The sequence below is a fragment of the Parasulfitobacter algicola genome, assembly GCF_013315265.1.
Lineage (GTDB): Bacteria > Pseudomonadota > Alphaproteobacteria > Rhodobacterales > Rhodobacteraceae > Parasulfitobacter > Parasulfitobacter algicola.
Genome location: NZ_JABUFE010000038.1, coordinates 1 through 3,765, shown reverse-complemented (window position 1 = coordinate 3,765; position 3,765 = coordinate 1). Strand labels below are relative to the sequence as shown.

Below are 3,765 nucleotides of genomic sequence, written 5' to 3'. Positions count from 1 at the left end.
ATATCCTGGCCATTTCGGATCTGACCGACCCCAACTCGCTTATCGACGATATCGTGATCGTCTGATAAAAAAGGGCGCGGTCGAAACGCGCAAGTGCCGGATGTATAATAAGACAGCGTTTTCTTGAAAGCGCTGTCTTATTTGATATGTTTGGTCACAGGTGCCACTTCAGGTTAACCATATGATCAAGTTCAAAGGTTCTGACGGGCACATGGGTTTTTTTCGACGACAGTTGATCCGGTTGCGCGATGTTTTTCGGCTTTATGCGGAACCCAGGCTGCGTGCCTTTGGGCCGGGCCGACCCTTGATCGACAAGGACACTAAGCCGTTGGGCCATGTGGATTATGTCGAAATGCTGAACGGGGTCTATCACGTTGTTGGCTGGAGTTTTGCACAGACAATCTGGCTTAGTAACGGGACCGAGACGGTTCATGCTGTGCGTCGGATCGCACGCACCGACGTGGGCATGACCGAGAACGGCGATGGATTGGCGGTCGGTTTTGAAGTATGCGTGCCAAGGACAAGCGGGATTGTGTTTCTGGGCCTGGAAACCGGTGATGAGAGCGGCCCGCAGACCTGCTATCACTATGAGATGCCGCAGATCGCCCACCGTGCAATTGGTCTGTCAAAGGCCAGGGTTGCCCTGTCTTTCAGCGCTGTTTTGCTGAAAGCGTTTCCCAGCTTTGTGTCCTGGGCTTTTTCGCGCACCCCTGATGCGCGGGCGCGGCTGGTTCGCAATCTGCAATTGACCCTGCCGGAGCGAACCTATGTATGTGACCCGCGCGCGCTGGCCGCTGACCCGGCGCATATTCTGGCAAATGCCCACAGCAAGATGACGATTATACTGCCGGTTTACAACGCCTATGATCTGGTCACGCAAGCGCTTGACCGGGTTGAACGGCATACGGACGTGGATTGGCACCTGATCTTGATCGAAGATTGTTCGAGCGATGACCGGATCCGGCCTTATTTAAGGGACTGGGCCAACGATCCATCGCGCGCAGCCCGTATTGATCTTTTGGAAAACGACCGGAACCTGGGGTTTATATCCAGTGTGAACCGGGCGTTCGCGCAGGCTCTTGAGCGGGGGGATCATGTTATTCTTCTGAACTCTGACGCTCTTGTTCCACAGAGGTGGGCCACGCGGCTTTTGTCGCCGATCCTAGCTGACCCCGGTATTGCAACTGTAACGCCCATGTCGAATGACGCCGAGATCCTATCGGTGCCCATGATCTGTCGGCGCAGGGATCTGGCGCCCGGTCAGGCCGATGCTATTGATCTGGATGCGCAACGTCTGAATGTCAGGCTGACGGCGGCAACGCTGCCAACGGGGGTTGGCTTTTGCATGGCGATGAACATCCACTTTCTGCGCCAGATCGGCCTTTTTGATGACGCCTTTGGCAAAGGGTACGGCGAGGAGGTTGACTGGTGCCAGCGAGCTCGGGCCAGTCAGGGCCGCCATGTCGGGCTTGGGGCGCTTTTTGTCGAACATCGGGGTGGTACATCCTTTGGCAGTGACGCCAAGAAAAAGCTGGTGCAGCAGAACAACCAAAAGATTGCGCGCCGCTATCCCGGCTATGATGCCCAGGTGCAAAGCTTTATCCGCAGCGATCCTTTGAACACCGCCCGTCTGGTGTTGGGAATATCGCTGGCCAATCAAGTGCATATGTCCGATGATCATGGTCCGATCCCGATCTATCTGGCCCACAGCATGGGGGGTGGGGCCGAGTTCTATTTGCAGAGCCGGTTAAAGGACGATCTTGCCAAGGGTGGCTTTGCGGTGGTGCTGCGCGTCGGGCATGCGCAGGCCCGCTGGTATCTGGAACTGCATTCTGCCTCTGGCACCGTGGCTGCGGCTGTATCTGATTTTGACACTGTGCTGCGGCTTGTGGCGCCCCTTGGCAAACGGCGGATCATCTATTCCTGTGGTGTGGGGCACCATGACGGGGCCGATTTGCCTGACCGGCTTTTGCGTCTCAGGGGTGCGCCGGGTGATAGTATCGAAGTTCTGTTCCACGATTACTTTCCGATCAGCCCGTCTTATACGCTGCTTGGTCGAGACGGGCGGTACCATGGTGTTCCGCAGATCGATACCGATGATATCGCGCACAGTGCGGAAACCTCGGGTGGTCAACAGGTCAGCCTGGCTGCATGGCGCGCGGAATGGCAGCACTTGCTGGAAGCTGCTCTGAGCATCACCGTCTTCTCGCAAGACAGCAAAGCCATTGTTCTGGCGGTCTGGCCCCATCTTGCGCCAAAGATCACTGTGCGGCCCCATGCCCTGCACCACAAGGTCGACAAGATCACCCCCCGACCACAGCCATCCGACCGCCCGGTGATTGGCGTTCTTGGTAATATCGGCCATCACAAGGGGGGCAAGATCCTTCAGGATCTTGGACATATGATCGATAAAACGAACAGCCCCCACAGTATTGTTGTGATCGGGAAGGTTGCACCGGATTATACTATGCCGGCCACAATCCAGGTGCATGGTGCGTATGACATCCGGGATCTGCCCGATCTGGTGTGTCGCTATAAGATATCCCGATGGTTGATCCCGTCGATTTGGCCCGAGACGTTTTCCTATACCACACATGAGGCGCTTGCGACCGGAATGCCGGTTTATTGCTTTGATCTGGGCGCCCAGGCCGAAGCGGTCAGACAGGCGCCCAATGGCCATGTCCTAAGCGCTGCCTTCGATGATCTCGCCGCCTTGCTGTCAGATCTTCATGAACCGGAAAGGGATCTTTGCAATGCCGGATAATCGTCGCGTCATTCTTCATGTCGGGGCGGGGAAATGCGGCAGCAGCTCCTTGCAACGCAGCCTGAGCCTGAAGCCTGTCTTGCCGCATGCGTCAGGCCAGACCTTTGAATATGTCGTCATTCAAGAGGGCGGTATACTGCAGCGCGGTGCAGCGTTGACCCATCATGCCAACACATCGGTCTATGGATACGCCAGCAGCTTTGCCCCAAGCTCTGGCACGGCGCTCAAAAGTATCGAAACAGGTCTTGCGAATGTCGCGGACCTGCCTGCCGAGATCACCCCGATCCTGTCGTGCGAAGGCTGGATCAACAGACCAGAAGCATTCCACGACAGCCGAATGCTGGACCATCTGGGTCTGACGGCCGAGGTGGTGATTTATGTACGCCCGCAGCTGGACTGGTTGAACAGTGGATGGTGGCAATGGGGGGCGTGGTCAGAACATCCCCGATCCTATTGGATGGAGCGCAGTCTGGGCCGGGTGAAATGGGATCTTGCGGTCCAGGCCTGGCGCAGGGTTCCCGGCGTGTCCAAGGTGCATGTGCGCCTGGTCACGAGCGACATAACAGTTGATTTTGGGTCGATCTTCGGGATCACACTGGCCCCGGTCGGGCGTGTGAATTCCAGCAGTGACGGCATGTTGCTGCGAATGTTGCAGCGGATCCGGTCCCTGCGCCGCCACGAACATGATTCCATGTTCGAGTTCGCTTTTGCAAAATGGGCCCCAGGACCACGCGAAAAACCGGCCTGGGTTATCCCCCCTGAGGATTGTGTGCGGTATCTCGAAGCGGTCAAACACAGCAATCTGACCCTGCTGGACCACCTGGATCCCGCGTCCGCACAGGCAATGAAAGATGATCCCAGATGGTGGGACGCTGCACATTATGCCACCCACAAGGTCGAACCCGCAGAACTGGACCACCTGCCGCTGAAAACCTATGAACAAATCCTCGAACGCGCCTTTAAAGCCCTCATCAATCACATCAAAAATAAACCGCCTGAAG

The 3,765-nt window shown here is 56.7% G+C and carries 2 protein-coding genes; both read left to right on the top strand.

Features of this window, described 5'->3' with window-relative positions; translation table 11 throughout:
* Positions 1-181: 181 nt before the first annotated feature.
* Entirely contained in the window at positions 182-2,764 is a 2,583-nt protein-coding gene (locus HRQ87_RS19900; protein WP_174140193.1) for a glycosyltransferase, read from the top strand.
* On the top strand, positions 2,754-3,765 hold a 1,012-nt coding region (locus HRQ87_RS19895; protein WP_174140192.1), incomplete at its 3' end, for a hypothetical protein. The genes HRQ87_RS19900 and HRQ87_RS19895, both read left to right, overlap by 11 nt.